At 49.8% G+C, this 16,267-nt stretch carries 14 protein-coding genes; 10 read left to right on the top strand and 4 right to left on the bottom strand.

The window, feature by feature from the left end:
- Window positions 1-12: 12 nt before the first annotated feature.
- The 10 genes from FB479_RS08510 to FB479_RS08465 all read left to right on the top strand — a co-directional run bounded on the left by FB479_RS08510 (window position 13) and on the right by FB479_RS08465 (window position 11,206).
- Complete coding sequence (locus tag FB479_RS08510) at window positions 13-1,197, top strand: HEAT repeat domain-containing protein (protein ID WP_106654053.1); 1,185 nt, start codon at window positions 13-15, stop codon at window positions 1,195-1,197.
- A 17-nt stretch (window positions 1,198-1,214) separates the two neighbouring features.
- Entirely contained in the window at window positions 1,215-2,657 is a 1,443-nt protein-coding gene (locus FB479_RS08505) for a glycosyltransferase family 2 protein (RefSeq protein WP_142064162.1), read from the top strand.
- A complete protein-coding gene (locus FB479_RS08500; protein WP_142064159.1) occupies window positions 2,654-3,445 on the top strand; it encodes a response regulator transcription factor in 792 nt (263 codons plus the stop codon). Before FB479_RS08505 ends, FB479_RS08500 begins: the two co-directional genes overlap by 4 nt.
- A 30-nt stretch (window positions 3,446-3,475) precedes the next feature.
- Entirely contained in the window at window positions 3,476-4,837 is a 1,362-nt protein-coding gene (locus FB479_RS08495; protein ID WP_142064155.1) for a nucleotide sugar dehydrogenase, read from the top strand.
- A gap of 44 nt (window positions 4,838-4,881) precedes the next feature.
- Complete coding sequence (gene glmS, locus FB479_RS08490) at window positions 4,882-6,714, top strand: glutamine--fructose-6-phosphate transaminase (isomerizing) (RefSeq protein WP_142064152.1); 1,833 nt, start codon at window positions 4,882-4,884, stop codon at window positions 6,712-6,714.
- A 54-nt stretch (window positions 6,715-6,768) separates the two neighbouring features.
- A complete protein-coding gene (locus FB479_RS08485; RefSeq protein ID WP_142064149.1) occupies window positions 6,769-6,975 on the top strand; it encodes a hypothetical protein in 207 nt (68 codons plus the stop codon).
- Window positions 6,972-7,994, top strand: a complete 1,023-nt coding sequence (gene glmU / locus FB479_RS08480) for a bifunctional UDP-N-acetylglucosamine diphosphorylase/glucosamine-1-phosphate N-acetyltransferase GlmU (RefSeq protein ID WP_142064146.1) — start codon at window positions 6,972-6,974, stop codon at window positions 7,992-7,994. Before FB479_RS08485 ends, glmU begins: the two co-directional genes overlap by 4 nt.
- 47 nt (window positions 7,995-8,041) lie before the next feature.
- Entirely contained in the window at window positions 8,042-8,908 is an 867-nt protein-coding gene (locus FB479_RS08475; protein ID WP_255438318.1) for a hypothetical protein, read from the top strand.
- 3 nt (window positions 8,909-8,911) lie between these two features.
- Window positions 8,912-10,591, top strand: coding sequence for a hypothetical protein (locus FB479_RS08470; protein ID WP_142064140.1), 1,680 nt, complete (start codon window positions 8,912-8,914; stop codon window positions 10,589-10,591).
- 108 nt (window positions 10,592-10,699) lie between these two features.
- Window positions 10,700-11,206: a hypothetical protein gene (locus tag FB479_RS08465; RefSeq protein ID WP_142064137.1), complete on the top strand. Its 507-nt coding sequence runs from the start codon at window positions 10,700-10,702 to the stop codon at window positions 11,204-11,206.
- Between the two features lie 55 nt (window positions 11,207-11,261).
- Here the strand turns inward: FB479_RS08465 and FB479_RS08460 are convergent, their stop codons facing one another.
- The 4 genes from FB479_RS08460 to FB479_RS08445 all read right to left on the bottom strand — a co-directional run bounded on the left by FB479_RS08460 (window position 11,262) and on the right by FB479_RS08445 (window position 16,264).
- Window positions 11,262-12,068, bottom strand: a complete 807-nt coding sequence (locus FB479_RS08460) for a hypothetical protein (protein ID WP_142064134.1) — start codon at window positions 12,066-12,068, stop codon at window positions 11,262-11,264.
- Window positions 12,069-12,446: 378 nt separating this feature from the next.
- The gene (locus tag FB479_RS08455) at window positions 12,447-13,754 is read right to left on the bottom strand and encodes a YheC/YheD family endospore coat-associated protein (RefSeq protein WP_106654063.1); all 1,308 of its coding nucleotides are present in this window, start codon (window positions 13,752-13,754) and stop codon (window positions 12,447-12,449) included.
- Between the two features lie 41 nt (window positions 13,755-13,795).
- Window positions 13,796-15,172 (bottom strand): YheC/YheD family endospore coat-associated protein, encoded by a 1,377-nt coding sequence (locus FB479_RS08450; protein WP_106654064.1) that lies wholly within the window; start codon window positions 15,170-15,172, stop codon window positions 13,796-13,798.
- Window positions 15,173-15,175: 3 nt separating this feature from the next.
- Window positions 15,176-16,264: a YheC/YheD family endospore coat-associated protein gene (locus tag FB479_RS08445; protein ID WP_106654065.1), complete on the bottom strand. Its 1,089-nt coding sequence runs from the start codon at window positions 16,262-16,264 to the stop codon at window positions 15,176-15,178.
- Window positions 16,265-16,267 lie beyond the last annotated feature (3 nt).

The raw sequence follows: 16,267 nt of genomic DNA, 5'->3' as shown, positions 1-16,267 counted from the left end.
AGAGTGGCAAACGTGCAAACACCATTGGCGACGGCAATTGTTTTTCTGTACGCGCTATGTGGATTGACAGTACTAGGCTTGCTTGTCTTGTTCGCACTGAAGCTGCGCAACATTTCGGTGGAGAAACAGACCATGCGTTGTCTGGAAAAATATCGCGACTACTTCGTTTACCTGCAAGCACACGGGGAGGAAGAGGAGCGCTTGCAAGTGCCTTATGGCGATGTGACGCAAAAAGAAAAGCAAATCATTCAGAAAAAGCTGTTTGAGCTGATGGAGCGGGTCACAGGCATCCATCGGGACAAGCTGATCTGGCTCTGCGAGGATTTGGGACTCGTAGAGCTGGACATGCAAAGACTAAATGGCTGGTGGAAATGGACGAGAGTGGATGCCGCCTACAATTTGGGGATCATGCGCTCCAAGCTCGCCGTACCTGCTCTCTTAACCCTCCTGCAAAAAAACACAAATGATATCAGTGTTTTTATCATTGCGCGCTCCGTCGCCAAATGTGCACGCAATACAGAAGATTTGCGGGAAATGGTGACCCACGTTGTCGGAGCGAAGAAAAATGTCCACCAGCTTATCGTGGACATCATCAGTGATTCGCAGCTGGATACGGCACCGCTTTTTGCACAGTTTTTACAAGAATCCGACGCTGAACTGGTCAAAATCGGACTGATTGGCTACACCGTTCATGTCCAGCCCGGCATTGAGCCTGCGCTATACCAGCTCATTCAATCGCCTGACAAGGAAGTCCGAATCAAGGCAGTCAAGCTCATGTGTCGGGATATCCGCTATATGAATGAGCAGACAGTCACGGATTTTATGAACCACAAAGATTGGGAAATTCGGGCAATGGCAGCCAAGGCAATTGGCTCACTGAAATTGCTTTCGTACATCCCCCTGCTGAAAAAAGCGGTGGGCGATGCGAACTGGTGGGTTCGTCATCACAGTGCACGAAGCCTGGCGCAGCTAGAGGTCGAAGGCTTTGCCGCCCTGTGTGAAATTTTGCAGGAAGAGAGAAACGGTCATAAGAGCGAGATGGCTCATCAAGTGATCCAGGAGGAGCTGGAAAAGGAGAAGCTGGTTCTACAGAGTGCGACAGCGACAGAGAAGCTCGTGCAATACAACGAAAAGCTGCATCTGTACCGCAAGTCGTATCGCAAAACAATCTCCACGGTTCAGGCACTGGAAAGATAGAGCGAAAGGAGGCTGCCATGAGAGATTTTCTACTTTACTACGGAGTATTTGCGGTCTATTACGTCATCGCGATCAACTCTTTGTACTTCATCATCATGCTGTTCTCGTTCAAGAGCATCATGGGGATTTTAAAAAGCTCCATCTATTCGAGATTCCAGACACTTTCAGGCTCTGAGCACGTTCCGCCGATTTCGATTCTCGTGCCAGCATACAATGAGGAGCTCACGATTATTGAAAATGTCAGGTCGCTCTTATCCTTGAACTATCCCCGCTACGAGGTGCTCGTGGTCAACGATGGATCGAAGGATGCAACCTTGCAGGTATTGATTAACGAGTTTTCTCTGGTTTACTCCGAGCACATGCCGGTGCAGCCGCTTCTTCATACGTCGAAGATCAGGGGAGTCTACCACAATCCGGCTTTTCCGAATCTGTATTTGATCGACAAAGAGAACGGAGGAAAAGCTGACTCGCTCAATGCGGGGATCAATCTCTCTCACTATCCGTTGATCGCTTCCATTGATGCAGATTCCTTGCTGGAAAAAGACGCGCTGATCCGCATTGCGAAGGTGTATATGGAAAACCCGGATGAAACAGTTGCCATCGGCGGAGATATCCGCATTGCCAACGGCTGCAAGATCGAAGACGGTGTCGTGAAAGACATTCGTTTGCCAGACAAGTTTTTGCCGATGATGCAATGCGTCGAATACCTCAAGGCGTTTCTCGGGGGACGGATCGGCTGGAGCGCGATCAATGGTTTGATTATCGTCTCTGGCGCATTCGGTGTTTTTCGCAAGGATTACATTATCAAGGTAGGTGGTTATCGCGAGGGGTATCCGGGTGAAGACATGAACATCATCATCAAGCTGCACAAGTACATGTTGGAAAACAAGCTGCCGTACCGAGTGGCATTTTGCCCTGATGCGGTCTGCTGGACGCAAGCGCCGGATACACTCAAAATTTTGGGCAGTCAACGGCGCAGATGGGGACGCGGCAATCTGAAAAACATGATTGAGTACGGCAGACACATGGCGTTTCGCCCCAAGTACAAGCTGTTCGGGATGCTCACGCTACCGTTCAATATCTTGTTTGAAACCTTGAATCCGTACTTTCGCATCACGGGTCTCTTGGCCCTCATCGGTTACACCTTGCTGGATATGACCAGCGGCTACGTTCTCTTAGTCTACGGTTTGCTCAATGTGCTGTATGGCGTGCTGCTTGGCATTGGCTCCTTATTGCTGGAGGAAATCGCGTTTCGACGGTATCCGCGTTTTCGGGACATCGTCAAAATGCTTTTCTATACGATTCTGATGTTCTTTGGCTATCGGCAAATCGGCGTCATCTGGAGATTCCTCGGTCATATTGAATATTTGCGCAACAACAACTCCTGGGGAACGATGACGCGGACGAGCTGGCAGACGAAGGGCAGCGAAAACATTTCAAGTTTGGAGGCTAGATCATGAGTAATCTCGTACCTGTTTTTTACGAGCATCTGAGCAAGATGGAAGAGAAACAATTGGCGTGTGGGGTTATTCTGGTGGCTTGCAAAACCCTCACGAAAGAGTCGATGGAGCTGATCAAGCAAGACCTGGGCACTCGTTCAGGAGACGGCTCCGAGATTAATTTACACTACGCCTATGACAAAAACAAGCAGCTCTTCGGAATACTGCTTGAGGGTCAGAAGCTTTCGAACACCCATTTTTATGCTTTGCGTGTAAAAGACTATTTGCAAGAGCACAAATTGCTTGCGGGCAGCCTCTTGATTGCGAGTTTTCCCGAAAGCTCGCGCTCGTCCGGGCAAATGCTGATGCGGATGATCCAAGAGATGAGAGAGCCAGGCGCTCATGGGGAGATTAAGATTTACGAGCAGAATCCCGCTCAAAAAGAGGAGCCGGCAAGTATTTTGCTGGTTAACCATGATGAGACTGTCAACGAGTTTTTGAGTATCTACTTTCAGCGCAAAGGGTATCTCGTTACGGTAGCCAATGACGGGATGGATGGCATGGAAAAATATCAGGAGGTCGCCCCTGATCTTGTGATTACCGACCTGAATCTCCCTATCCTCAATGGATACCAGCTCATGGAAAAAATCAAGCATATCAGCGCTTCCATGAGCAAGATTATGGTGCTCACAGACAAACGTCTGGAAGAAGATGTGCAAAAATCGTTTGCGATGGGAGCATCTGACTACATTACCAAACCATTTTCCCCGGTTGAACTGGAAGCCAGGGTAAAAAGGCTGATTTCATAATTCTAGAAAGAGAAAGGGAGAGAACCGAGGATGGCGAGATACGAGGAACTGCAACAGAAGATTCAACGAAAGACAGCGAGAGTGGGTGTCATTGGGCTTGGGTATGTAGGTCTGCCGCTTGCAGTAGAGACGATCAAGAGCGGTTATACCGTAATCGGAATCGATCTGCATGGCGGAAAAATCGAGAGTCTGAAAAGAGGAGAGTCATATGTCCAGGATATTTCCAATGAAACCTTGCAGGAATGCCTCGCGACCAACCGCTTTTTTCCGACGACCGATTATAGCGTAATCGAGGAGCTGGATGCGATCAGCATTTGCGTTCCGACGCCACTCAGTCCCAATCAGGACCCGGACACCTCTTACATTACGAATGTGGTCGAGCAAATCAAGCGATTCATGAAAAGAGGAATGCTCATTACGCTGGAGAGCACAACCTATCCGGGAACGACGGAGGAGCTGATCCAGCGCGAATTTGAAAAGCTGGGCTATCGGGCTGGCATCGACTTTTTCCTTTGCTACTCGCCGGAGAGGGTCGACCCGGGCAATCGCAAATACAGTACGTACAATACGCCAAAGGTGATCGGCGGGACGACAGAGCGTTGCATGGAGTTAGGTACACTCTTGTACGGCAACCTGGTCAAAACCGTTGTGCCAGTCTCCTCGCCAAAGGTGGCGGAGATGTCCAAGCTTTTGGAAAACACCTTCCGCAGCGTCAATATTGCCTTCATGAATGAGATGGCGATGATGTGCGACAGAATGGGCATCAATGTTTGGGAAGTAATCAAGGCCGCATCGACCAAGCCTTTCGGGTTCATGCCGTTTTACCCGGGACCCGGAATCGGTGGGCATTGCATACCGCTCGATCCGATGTATTTGTCGTGGAAGGCCAAGGGCTTTCGTTTTCACAGCCAATTTATTGAGATTGCCCAATCGATTAACGACAACATGCCGGACTATGTGCGAAATAAGACAGCACAGGTGCTCAACATTTACGCCAAAGCAATCAACAGCTCGCGCATCTTGATTCTCGGCATGGCCTACAAGCCGGAAGTCGATGACTTGCGGGAATCACCTGGGCTGGAGATTTACGAGCTGTTCACCAATAGCGGAGCAACAGTCGACTATTACGACCCGTATGCGCAGAGCTTTGTGAACAAAAAAGGCGAGATCGTCCATTCCATCGACAATGACTACGAGGCGTTCAAGACTTACGATTGCATGGTGCTCATTACGAATCACCAATGCTTTGCCTATCAGGAGCTGGCCGATTTGGGCGTGGCCATTATCGATACACGCAATGCGTTTGAGGGCATCACGAATCCGAATGTGTATCGCATCGGAACCTCTGTCGCTATCAGACAGGAGAAGGAAGTCGTCAGCTTGCTCGCATAAAACAAAGTCCGAACACTTTACGCAACAAGGGAGGAACCGAAGACATGTGCGGAATTATGGGATATATCGGGAATAGGGAAGCGCAGCCGATTCTAATCAATGGGCTGCGAAAGCTGGAATACAGAGGCTACGATTCAGCTGGCATTGCGATTTGTGACGGAGCAACCATCGGCATTCGCAAGGCAAAAGGCAGAATTGACGTACTGGAGAGCCAAACCCAAAAGTCCGGCTTACAGGGCTCCATCGGCATCGGTCATACGCGCTGGGCGACACACGGACGACCGTCTGACGAAAACTCTCATCCTCATTTTGATCAATCCGGCAAGTTCTCGATCGTGCATAACGGCATTATCGAAAACTATCTGGATCTCAAGCAGGAGTTGATCGAAAAAGGCGTGACGTTTACTTCGGAGACGGACACGGAGGTCATCGTGCACCTTTTGGCGCAGGAATACGACAACAACCTGGTTACGGCAGTGCAGAAGGTGGCCGGCAAAATTCGCGGTGCATTTGCCCTCGGCGTGATGACGGAACATGAGCCTGACAAGCTGATTGCAGTTCGTATGGCGAGCCCGTTGATTATTGGGGTAGGGGAGAATGAGAATTTCATCGGTTCTGATATCCCGGCGATCCTGGAGCATACGCGTGATGTGTACGTTTTGGAAGACGGAGACCTGGCGATCCTGACCAAAGATTCTGTTCACGTCATGCGTCTGGATACGACGGAGCCAATCGAGCGAGAGCTGGTGCGGATTGAGTGGGACAAGGAGCAAGCGGAAAAAGACGGCTTTGCGCACTATATGCAAAAGGAAATTTACGAGCAGCCGCGTGCCCTGCGCAATACAATGACAGGCCGAATCGATGCTGGAGAGCAAAAGGTTATTTTTCCTAATCTTCAGTTATCAGAAGCGAGTGCCAAGCGTGTGGAGAAAATCTACATTGTCGCATGCGGTACCGCTTATCATGCGGGCTTGATCGGCAAGCATGTGATCGAGCGACTGGCACAGATTCCGGTAGAAGTAGATGTAGCGTCGGAGTTTCGTTACCGTCGCCCACTCTTTCAACCGAATACGCTTACGATTGCCGTCAGCCAATCGGGGGAGACAGCAGATACATTGGCAGCCATGCGTGAAGCCAAACGAAACGGCTCAGCAGTTCTCGCTATTACGAATGTAGTCGGAAGCTCGATTGCCCGTGACGCCGATGACGTGATTACGACAAATGCAGGTCCGGAAATTGCGGTTGCTTCGACGAAGGCATATACCTCACAGTTGATTGCGTTTTACTTGCTCGGCATCTATTTGGCGCAAGCGAAGGGAACACTGGACGCTGGAACCCGTGCCTCACTGCTTCACCAACTGACTGCACTCCCGGAGCAAGTCGAGCATATTCTCGCGCATGCAGATGAGATTCGTCATTTCGCTGAATCGATCAAGAATGAGCAGCATCTGTTTTTCATCGGACGAGGTCTCGATCATGCAGTATCGATGGAAGGGTCCCTCAAGCTGAAGGAAATCTCGTATATTCACTCGGAGGCGTATGCGGCAGGGGAGCTGAAGCATGGTACGCTGGCGCTGATTGAAGAGGGAACGAGAGTCATCGCCTTGGCTACACAGGATGAGCTGCATGAGAAAATGATCAGTAATATTACAGAAGTAAAAGCGCGTGGAGCAAACGTTCTCGGTATTACATTAGATGGACATGTAGAGCTGCATCGCTCGGTTGATGATGTTTGCCTGATTCCGCAGACAACTGCCTTGTTTACACCCGTTCTAGGTGTTATCCCCCTCCAGCTGATTTCCTACTACACTTCTGTTGCGCTTGGCAATGACGTAGATCGTCCACGAAATTTGGCCAAAAGTGTAACAGTTGAGTAAACACAAACGTCAGTCGTTATGAAGTAAGAGAGGAAGAAAAAGGGGGAAAGATGAATGAACACCTCGAAGCGGACGTTGAATCAGGAGAAATTACTGGAGATTATGCTTCAGGCCTATCAGCTGGGCGTGCAGAGGAAAGACATTGATTTGAGCATGATGATTGACACACTGACCTATGAATTGAAACCATACTTCGATCAGCAAATCCAACAAGGCCAGCTTGCAAAAGGAGAGCTGACCAAGACGGAGGCGATAGGATGAACATACATGCAGTAGTATTGGCAGCAGGAAAAGGAACCAGAATGAAATCTTCGCTCTACAAGGTCATGCATCCAATCTGCGGGAAGCCGATGATTGAACATGTCGTAGAGACATTGGAAGCACTGTCACTTCGCCACTTGGTCGTCGTTGTCGGTCACGGAGCCGAAGTGGTCAAAGAGCAATTAAAAAACCGCGTTCAGTATGCGTATCAACCGGAACAGCTGGGTACTGCTCATGCTGTTTGGATGAGCCACGAAATTCTCGGAGCACAGGATGGCGTGACGATTGTCATGAATGGTGATACACCGCTCGTACAAGAACAGACGCTGCGAAGTTTGCTCGAGTATCACCAGCATAAACAGGCAGCAGCCACGGTTTTGACATCCATTGTGGACGAGCCTACAGGTTATGGCAGGATCATTCGCGACGAGAACGGCGATGTCCGAAAAATTATCGAGGAAAAAGACGCGACCCTGGGACAAAAAAAGGTGAACGAGATCAGCACCGGAATCTTTTGCTTCGACAATCAAAAGCTGTTTTCGATGCTGCCGATGGTCTCAAACGAAAATGCGCAAGGGGAGTTTTACTTGCCGGACGTTCTGGGGCTATTGCAAGAACAAGGTCATTTGGTAGCAGCGTTTGCAACGGATGATCCCGAAGAAGGCAATGGCATCAATGATCGTGTGCAGCTCGCTGATTTGGAACAGCTGATGCGCAAGCGAATCAACGAATTCCATATGCGAAACGGAGTTACGATGATAGACCCGAGCGCGACGTACATTGATTCAGACGTAATGATCGGGCGAGATACGGTGCTCTATCCGGGAACCTGCCTGTTCGGTGAAACACAGATCGGTGAAGGCTGCCAGATCGGGCCGCACGCGCTGGTCAAAAACAAGTGCATCGAGGATTACACGCGAATTCCGCCGTTTTCAGCGGTTGACGGCAGTACGTTTGGTGAGCGGGCATTTGCTGGAGTGGGAGCGACGACACAACAGTACGGTATCGACCGGCACTGATGCAGGTACTTCGTCGATATAGCTGGCTTTGGATAGCACTGCTCCTTGTGACAGTGGCTTCGATCATCATGCTGTCGTTGGCAAACCCCCGCTCCGCCCTGACAAAAGCAACCTGGATATGGGATGCCAAGCAAATGGAGACCCAAACCGATGAAATGATCGAGTTTGCCGAGAAAAACGACATCAACCTGATCTATCTTCACGTTGAGCCAACAGCTGTTGCGCCTCAGACGTATCGTACCTTCATTGAGAGAGCCAACGAGGCAGGCATCAAGGTAGAGGCGCTTGGCGGTGACCCAAATTGGGCGTTAACAGCGAATCGCCAGAGCATCGACGATCTCATCTCCTGGGTGAAGGCGTTCAATCGCAGTGCCAAGCCAGATGAACAATTCTCAGGGATTCACGTCGATATCGAGCCGTACCTGTTGCCTGCGTGGAAGGAAGACCAGGCAGAAATCGTCCGGCAATGGCTGAAAAATGTCAGCTATCTGGCAGCGGAGACGAAGAAGGATACGGATCTCGCTGTCGGTGCCGATTTGCCTTTTTGGATCGACTCCGTAAAGGTTCCTGGCAGTGATGAGAAAGTGAGCAACTGGATGGTGCAGCGACTCGACAGTATTACGTTAATGGCCTACCGCAATCAAGCCCTTGGGCAAAATGGGATCGTCGAAATCGTAGAAAAGATCGTCGATGATGCCAATGTACAGAAAAAAGGGTCGGTCATCGTAGGCGTCAACATCATGGAAACGATGGAAGGCGCTCATGTGAGCTTTTATGAAGAAGGCACAGAAGAGATGAACAGCCAGTTGGCCATTTTACAGGAGGAGCTGTCAAACAATCCGGCGTTTGCAGGAAGTGCGATCCATGATTACGAGAGCTGGAAGCACGCAAGTCAACGAGAGGAGCAACTTTGACGAATGAAAGCTGCGCGCATCTATTTGAGTGTTCTCTGCCTGACGGTCGGCTTTCTGTTCGGCTTTTCCCCAGCGGAGAAGAAGAGTAAAGCAACGTGGATCTGGCAATCCGAGATGATCGGGAGAGAGAAACAAGAGATTCTCGATTTCTGCAAAAGTAACGATATTAATCTCGTCTACTTGCGAATCGAAATGAACAAGCCCTATGAATACTACCGCGATTTTATTCGCGAAGCGACAGAGATGGGGATCGAGGTTCATGCGGTAGCCGGCCATCCGGCGTGGGCGCTCAAAAGCAATGAAAAGCGGATGATGAACATCGTCCACTGGGTAAAAAGCTACAACCGTGAAGCAGAGAAGAATGAGCGGATTCGCGGGATTCAGTTAGACATCGAGCCGTATCTTTTGCCGTTTTGGGAGAGCGATCAGAAGCGGATTATCCGTGAATGGCAAGCCAATGTGCAGGCGTTCACAGCCGAGGTGTCAAAAGATCAGGATTTGGTTGCCAGTGCAGCCATTCCTTTTTGGCTGGACGATATTCCCGTTCCGGGACAAGAAGAAATGTCTTTGTCCAAATGGATGATGAGTCAGTTTGATACGGTATGTATCATGGCGTATCGTGACACACTTTCCGGTAAAAACGGCATCCTGAATTTGATTGATCAGGAAATGAAGGAAGCGGATGAATTAGAGACACGCGTCTTGGTCGCTGTGAATATGAAGCCGCTGGATGAAGACCACTCTTCTTTTGCAGAGGAAGGTCCGGCTCACATGAAACAGCTAGTAGAGCAATTGCCCACATATTTGGCACAGCATCCGTCCTTCTCTGGTGTTGCAATCCACGATTATCGCTACTGGAAGGAGGCGACTCCACTGCCCCCGGTCACCAAGCAACGCTACAAAGGCACCTACATATGGCGTGCAGAATTGATTGACACGGAAAAGGAGGAAATTCTCTCCTTTGCAGAACAAAACGGGGTGAATCTCCTCTATGTTCGTTTAGATTTGGAGCAGCCGATTTCCTATTATCGCGATTTCGTGAGAGAGGCACGTGAAGCGGGTATCGAGGTTCATGCGATGGGCGGTCATCCGATTTGGGCTCTGTCTGAAAGTCGAAGCAAGATCATGAAGCTCGTGAATTGGGTGAAAGCCTACAATGAGTCTGTCTCGACAGAAGAGCAATTTCACGGCATTCACTTAGACATCGAGCCGTATGTCCTTCCTGTCTGGCGCGAGGATAAAGAGGCAGTCTTACGCCAATGGATGGGTAATATCGAAGCTTTTGTTGAGGAGACCAAGAATGGGACTTCCTTGGAAGCAAGCGTCGATCTTGCCGCATGGCTGGACAAGACACCTACTCCGGGCCAGCCCGAATTGCCGTTTTCGCATTGGATGATCAAACAGCTTGATCATACGACCTTAATGGCATTTCGCGATCGCGCTCCTGGAATCATCGGCTTGGTTGAAAATCAGATGAAGTATGCGGAGAGCCTCCATAAAAAGCTGGTCGTCGCCGTGGAGACGAAAGAGAGCCACGAAGGGAACGGGATCACTTTTTACGAGGAAGGCATAGGGGAAATGGATCGGCAGCTGGATCTGGTGACAAAAGCGCTGGATCGATACTCCTCTTATTGGGGGCTCGCCATTCATGCCTATGACTACTGGAAAAACGGGAAAGAGTAGGCTGCCTGCATCGTGCACCATTGTTGTACAATAGAAGAGGTTGTTCGAAAAGTCGTCTTTTGATCACGCAATAGAAGAAAACGAGCGTCGGAAAGAGGAGAACAAGCCATGCGAGATGTGCAAAACCGACATCGGAGTCTTCCGCCGCGTACTCCCGAGATGTTGTACAACGTGGTGCGCAAGTTTTACCGCGGAGCAGTCAGTCATTTTGACCTGATTCAGGAGAAAAAGCAGGAAGCACGTGCAGCCTTGGAAGCTGGTGACCACGACAAAATCCGTGCAGCCGTACACACGTTATTTTTGGAGTTCCATTTTTATGTAACCTGCTGGCTCCAGATTGAGCTTGCCCTGTATCGGCTGGCGCGTCAGGATGAACGCCTTGCGCAAGTGGTGGACAGATATCGACCATCGTTGGAAAAGCATGTAGCGGTACGGCGACTGCTGGATCAGACTGAGGCGTGTGTAGAGGCGCAGTTTCAACCAAACGGTGATGGATGGTCCTGCGTACAGAATGATGCCTACGTGTTTGGCAGCATCATTTTTACAGTGGATGAACAGAGTCTGCAAGATTTGCACGCCGTGTATCAGGCGGTTTGGGAAAATGCAGACTGCTGAACCATCACATAACAAAAAGCGTGACCGTCGCGATGGATGGTCACGCTTTTTTCATTTAGAAAGTGCCAGGGAAGATTGAACCTGTGTGTGGAGCTGCCTGACCTGGAGCGTTCAATTGGCGCACCTCTTGCACATTCGTGCCAGCAAAACCCGGAGTGAAGACAGATTGTGCTCCCATGCCGAGTGTATTCGCAAAAGCCTGCTGTTGCTGTTGAGGCTGCTGTGCTTGCAGACCGAAGCCGGTGTTGTTCAATTGGCGTACTTCTTGAACATTGGTTCCGGCAAAGCCTGGGGAAAAGATGCTGCCAGCGTTTCCGGCTTGGTTCACAAAGCCAGCTTGTCCAGCGTTTCCAGCTTGGTTCACAAAGCCAGCTTGTCCAGCAAAGCCAGTTGGACCCGCGAAGCTGCTATAGCCAGCTTGATTTCGCGCCTGAACCTCTTGAACATTGGTTCCAGCAAAGCCAGGAGAAAAGATCGAGTTCGCTCCGCCACTAAATGCTGGTTGATACGATGGCTGAGCCTGGATGTACTGGGATGCCTGATTTTGACCAAAACCAAATTGTTGTTGTTGCTGTTGTTGTGCTGGATAGCTAGCATTTTGCTGTCTTACTTCTTGAGCATTGGTATTCGCAAAGCCTGGGGAAAAGATGGATTGGGCACCACCGACTCCACCGCTGAAGGATACAGCAGAGGAAGGCGCTCCGATGGATTGTGGTGCATGACCGCCTTGGTTCCAATACTGTACTTCTTGTACGTTGGTTCCGGCGAAGCCTGGTTGGAACATAGAACCTGCAGGGCTTACTGCTCCGAAAAATTGAGGTTGTTGCTGGGATTGCATCATATTGTTATTTGTGTAGGTCATGGTTAAGACCACCTCCATGGAGTATTTTTTCCAAGCTCGATTTTGTCATGCATCCGAAAACGAAAAAAACATGCCGAAGTCTAAACGGCATGTTCCTTTAGATCAAAACGTGAGACTTGCCTCATTGTTTAGTGCTACCCGCACGTACAGCCAGCATGCCGATTCACCTATTGCGGTAGCGTTTATCTACAACCAGGAAGGATTGACCCCATTTCCATCAGGAAACAGCGGATTTTTTCTCGGTTCTTGACCTTATGAGCCAACACATGGGGGTCAATCGCGTCAGCCAGTCGTTCGTTGGGTGATGCGCCGTTCCCCTTCCTGACGGGCAAATCGCACCAGGGTCGTCTGTGAATCAGCCAGTGCTGTTCGACTCCCTTATCCTGCGGCAATTCCTCGCTTGTTTTGCAAGCGGGAGACATGCTGTGCGTAGTGGATCAAATTCGCTAACGATAATCGTCGGATTGATGGTTCATCGAATTTCTCCGGCTTTGCATTCGCTTCAAAGAACCATAGCTTTCCTTCTTCTGTCAAGCCAAAGTCCATAGACATCTCAGCCAAATCCGTCCATTCTGCATTTAATGACCGTGCGATGGCGAGCGCCGTATCGTGAATGTGTCTTTCCATTTGCTCGGGATTATTTTTGAACAAGGCTTGCAGAACGGTTGATAACGAGTGGATCGAGCCTCCTCGTGGCACATGAGTGGTGATGCTTTGCGAGCCAGACCTTCTGATGCCGACTCCGGTTACGCTCCACTCGCCCTCGCCATCTTTCTGTACGAGGACGCGCACATCAAAAGGTTTACCGTTGTAGCGGGCACGACGGATACCTTGTTGCATGATGTACTTCTGCTGTTTGACATGAAGTCTGATGTGCTTCCATACATCATTCAAATTGGAAAAGCGGCGAGTAATGGCCTTTTGTTCCTTTAACCGTTGCAGGAACCACTTATCGTTTTTGAAATCAATGCGCATAATCCCTTCCCCCGCTTTACCACGCACAGGCTTCAAGTAGACAAAGCGATGTTCTGTGCAAAAGCTTCGAAAGCGAGCCAAGGTGTCCAGTTGCTTCGTCTCAGGTAGAAAAGCTTGCACCTCCAGGTGGGACTCCAGCATCGTAAACAGTTTTTGCTTGTCAAAAAAGCGGCGATTAAACAATGTGACATTTGGCATCTCATGAATGCGGTTCAATGCTCTTCGGACTTCAGGTCGCCGTTCTGCTTTTCTCGTCGGAATTCGGTTGTAAACCACATGGGGGAAAGGTAGAATCACCTCTTGCCACGAGTTTAGACGATTGTTGTACAAATAGCCGCGCACCTTTTTCTTCTCCCAATTGATTCCTTGTGGAGTGAATACATAAACGAGTGCACCCCATTGCTTCCCCGATTGAGTAATATCCTTGAAGTTCTCGCGATTTCCTAAAAATGTTGCCCCTTCACCAACGGTCAATATGCCAAATAATGGGCCAAGCTTCAGGGAGTCGCCCGCCATTTTCCAGTTAATGCGTGTACGAATACGCCTTGGTTGCACGCGGGGTAAACCAGCGTATATCCGTTTCGTATGAGAAAAGGGACCGAGACTGGCGACCAGTGGCTTTGGCGAGCGTTTAAGGACTAGCCGAGGTAACTGTACGAACCATCTACCGCTAGGGAGGATCGTCAGCCACCCGGAGCGCTGCTGAAGCATGGTGTTCCTCCTTCCTGAAAAACGGTACAGATCGCGTGCAACTAGAAATTGGCCAAGTAACAGCTATAATCGACGAGCAGCTTGCGTGATTCGTGATCAGCCTGCCTGAGACGGGCGTGTTTGAATATAGAACGGCCAGGCTTGGAATTCGCTTCGAACATCCAGACATGGCCTTGCGTATCAATCCCCATGTCCAGCCCCAATTCTCCTAAATCAATCCCTTTTGCCAGTTCAATCGCGGTAGCGAGTCGAATCGAGGCTTCAGAAATGCGCTGGGTCATGAGGGCTTTTTGTCTGCCAAACAGGTGCTGCAACAGGTCATCGCCGGGGATGACAGTACCACCTGTGCGTACGTGGGTAGTTACGCTGCCAGAACCTGCAACCTTGGCTGCCGTGCAGGAGACGACCCACTCGTTTTGTTGATTTTTATGCAAGTGAACACGGAAGTCAAACGGTCGTCCATGGAATGTCATGAGCGGAATGCCCTGTTGTGCCAGATACGAACTGACGCGACGACTGCGGAAGACATGCTGATAAAGGCTGGACAGCTTGGAAAATTGTCTTTTTACATTACCGCTGCCTGTATGATAGGAGGCAGTAAAGCCACCGCCTGCTTGGCGAACAACTTTGACAATACCGTACCCGAGACTTCCATTTTTGGGCTTCAAATAAACGATAGGGTATTTACGCAGCAAGTTTCGAACAGTTGTAAGGGACGGAGAGGTGTAAGTCTCCGGGATATGCTCATTCACTTCTGGATTTGGATACAGCAGTTGGTGCACGCCCCATTTGTTAAAAAAGCCCTGATTGAACATCGGTAAATTGGGGTAACTGGCGAGTCGATACTTGAATTCCCGAACGGCTTCATGTTTTTCTGCCGAACGAGAGGGAATACGATCATAGACGACATCGGGCATGGCGGTAACATGCTTTTTCCAAAAGTAGCCCCCTGACTTGCTTCTGCGCAAGAACCACGCTTTGACTGTATTGGATTCCCAGTCTACATCGGTGGGGGAAAATATATAGTAGAAAACGCCTTTCCCTTCTTGAGCCTGTAACAGATTGTAAAAAAACGAAGTGCGAGAGCCAATTGGTTGCTTGGGATCTCGTCGTATGCCAGTCGTGACGATCCCGATTGAGGGACCGATTCGGAGTGCGGAGCCCTCTAGTTTGAGCTGGATCAAGCCCGGGTGAGGAATGCCCAGCTCTGTTTGCAAGAGCGTTGTCACTTTCATGACGTTCGCATCCGGATTGCGTTTATCTTGTAAGACAGTTGCGACTACTTCCTTTTTACCCAGTAAGACTTTAATTTTTTGGCGTTGACGTAGCTGTAACTGTTGGAAGAGAGTAGCCGGCAGGATAATCCCACTGATACGGGGGTTGGAAAGGAAGCGAAGCCGCATTCTGAACGTTTCCATGCTTTAACCTCCTACACGCTCTTTCATAAGATAGTGGGCGTAGCGAACGGGCTGAGTAATCGAATGCAGTTGTGCAGTCGGGTCGTCAATCATGCGAAAAACAGTTCGCCCTGGTCTGCTGTTTACCTCGATGATCCAAACATTACCTGCGGTGTCGATACCGATATCGATTCCCAGCTCAACGAGCCTGCCGTGTGACTCTTCCAAAAAACGGGGAAGTTCTTCCGCCACTCGGTTGATTGTTTGCTCGATGCGTGCCGCTTTTACGGATGTAAAGTGAAGGGGCAGGAAAGAGGCCAGAGGTGTTGCTTTCCCTCCTCCGTGCAAATTGGAGGTAATACTGCGTTTGTCTCCCAGACGCACAGCTTTGCCAGTTGTTCCCCATTTACCCAGCTCGTTTTTTTGAACCAGAATACGGACATCGAATGGAGTACCATCCGGGGTATGCAACTCTAGATAGGGCTGTACCAGGAACTTGCGGCCGGCAGTAAAGACAGACACAAAACTTTTTAATCCGGCAGTGTCCCGGATTCGCCTGGTGAAAGGCTTATTGTCTCGGTTTCGTCCAGAAGCTTCATATCCACTGCGTACTTCTTTGATTCTCACGACGCCAATACCGTGAGTCCCAGCCATAGGCTTGATGATAGCTGCCCCGTATTTTTGCAAGGTTGCGTGGAGCACAGGATAAGAGAATATTTCAGTAGGCGGGAGCAGCGGGGCGAGGAGAGGAGACTTAGCGAGCATCTGGTGCACCTGCCATTTTCCAGACAGACCATGCCCCAAAAACGTAATGTTGCGATCGTTTTGCAACTTTTCCACAAATGGTTTATAGTGGCGATAAGATGGGCCCACAAAGCAACGGTCATAGATAAAGGCGGGGATTGGGAAGTCTTTCGCGTGCCAGGACCCATTGCGATACTCGAAGCCTTTTACCATACGAGTGGAAAAGTTAACCTGACGTGGTGAAAAAACGAAGACGCGAATGCCGTGCTTGCGTCCATAGAGCGTAAGCTTTTTGTAGTACCCTTTGTCTACAAAGTGGGAGCCCTGGCACCGGGCCATGATGCCAAGACTTCTCTCGGATGCTGTCATGTA

The organism is Brevibacillus sp. AG162 (assembly GCF_006715575.1).
GTDB lineage: Bacteria > Bacillota > Bacilli > Brevibacillales > Brevibacillaceae > Brevibacillus > Brevibacillus brevis.
This window is presented reverse-complemented; position numbering and strand designations above follow the sequence as displayed.

Coding starts and splice junctions, on each gene's coding strand:
- FB479_RS08505 (WP_142064162.1), top strand. CDS start 1,215: ATGAGAGATTTTCTACTTTACTACGGAGTATTTGCGGTCTATTACGTC.
- FB479_RS08500 (WP_142064159.1), top strand. CDS start 2,654: ATGAGTAATCTCGTACCTGTTTTTTACGAGCATCTGAGCAAGATGGAA.
- FB479_RS08495 (WP_142064155.1), top strand. CDS start 3,476: ATGGCGAGATACGAGGAACTGCAACAGAAGATTCAACGAAAGACAGCG.
- glmS (WP_142064152.1), top strand. CDS start 4,882: ATGTGCGGAATTATGGGATATATCGGGAATAGGGAAGCGCAGCCGATT.
- FB479_RS08485 (WP_142064149.1), top strand. CDS start 6,769: ATGAACACCTCGAAGCGGACGTTGAATCAGGAGAAATTACTGGAGATT.
- glmU (WP_142064146.1), top strand. CDS start 6,972: ATGAACATACATGCAGTAGTATTGGCAGCAGGAAAAGGAACCAGAATG.
- FB479_RS08470 (WP_142064140.1), top strand. CDS start 8,912: ATGAAAGCTGCGCGCATCTATTTGAGTGTTCTCTGCCTGACGGTCGGC.
- FB479_RS08465 (WP_142064137.1), top strand. CDS start 10,700: ATGCGAGATGTGCAAAACCGACATCGGAGTCTTCCGCCGCGTACTCCC.
- FB479_RS08460 (WP_142064134.1), bottom strand. CDS start 12,068: ATGACCTACACAAATAACAATATGATGCAATCCCAGCAACAACCTCAA.
- FB479_RS08455 (WP_106654063.1), bottom strand. CDS start 13,754: ATGCTTCAGCAGCGCTCCGGGTGGCTGACGATCCTCCCTAGCGGTAGA.
- FB479_RS08450 (WP_106654064.1), bottom strand. CDS start 15,172: ATGGAAACGTTCAGAATGCGGCTTCGCTTCCTTTCCAACCCCCGTATC.
- FB479_RS08445 (WP_106654065.1), bottom strand. CDS start 16,264: ATGACAGCATCCGAGAGAAGTCTTGGCATCATGGCCCGGTGCCAGGGC.